Raw genomic sequence first — 1,244 nt, 5'->3', positions numbered from 1 at the left:
TGGCCTCCGACTTAACTCTTTAAAAATGGGTTGGCTGAGTGTCGCCTTTATTTTAAGAGCCTAATACTTTAGTTCACATTATCCTAAATAGAGATGGTTATTATGAATAAGTTTATACTGGTTGGACTTACCAGTCTTTTATCATTGCCTGTATTCGCTGAAGTGTCCTGGGAGACCCCGCAAGGGAATCTGAAATTATACGGTGATGTTGAGATTAATATGGATGCTGCCAGTAAAAGTGGGCAGCTCACTTCTCTACGCACCAGTGCAAATAAAGACTGGAAAGCGGGGAGCAGAGAGCAATGGGATATTAATGGCAGAATACTGATCGGTCTGGATGGTTATCGACGTATGAGTAATGGCAATTTCGCGGGTTTCACTGTACAGCCACTGGCTGATATTGGTGGTCATATGAACCTCGATGATGCAGCCTTCTTCTTTGGTCATGAGAAAGATTGGAAGGTGAAAGTCGGTCGCTTTGAAGCCTATGATATGTTCCCACTGAATCAGGATACGTTTGTCCAACACTCAGGTAATACCGCGAATGATCTTTACAGTGATGGCTATGGTTACATCTATATGATGAAAGAAGGCCGTGGGCGCAGCAACAATGGGGGTAACTTCCTGGTCAGTAAAACTCTGGGTAACTGGTATTTTGAAGTTAACACCATTCTAAAAGACGGAACCACGTTATTTGCCAATAATACTTATCATGGTAATACGCTGGAAAATGAAAAAAATGTGGCATATGTTCGTCCGGTGATTTCGTGGAAACAAGATAGCCTTTCTGCGGCTATAGCAATGGAAAGTAACGTTATCAGTAATGCCTATGGTTATCGTGATGATCAGGGCCAGTTTCAGGACCAATCGAAACGTAATGGCTATGGGGCAACATTCACTTGGAATAATCAGGATAAAGATCCTGAGAATGGTATTGTCGCTAATCTGAGCTCAGCTTATATGGATGCAACCAATGAGAAGAACTTCAGTGCCGGGGCTAATATCTTATGGCGAAATTTTGAAATTGGTTATATTTACGCACACAATGATATCGAATATTTCAACAGTGCAAATGCAGGGGTAGTTACCTCTGGGATATTAACCTCGCCTGATAAATATGATGTTCACACGATCCACACCTCCTATAAAATTGCCAATATCATGGATATGAATAACTTTAATTTATACCTTGGTGCTTACTGGTCTAAATTGGAAGTGTCACCTGATAATAAAGTGGTTAATGC

1 protein-coding gene is annotated in these 1,244 nt (G+C 41.2%); it reads left to right on the top strand.

Features of this window, described 5'->3' with window-relative positions; genetic code table 11:
- Positions 1-93 precede the first annotated feature (93 nt).
- A partial coding sequence (locus tag V1952_RS21920; RefSeq protein ID WP_420075558.1) for a carbohydrate porin occupies positions 94-1,244 on the top strand: 1,151 nt, incomplete at its 3' end.

The sequence above is a fragment of the Yersinia sp. 2542 StPb PI genome, assembly GCF_048593855.1.
In the GTDB taxonomy this organism is placed as follows: Bacteria; Pseudomonadota; Gammaproteobacteria; order Enterobacterales; family Enterobacteriaceae; genus Yersinia; species Yersinia enterocolitica_E.
Note: the sequence above shows the minus strand (reverse complement) of the source record. Positions and strands in the feature narration are given on the sequence as shown.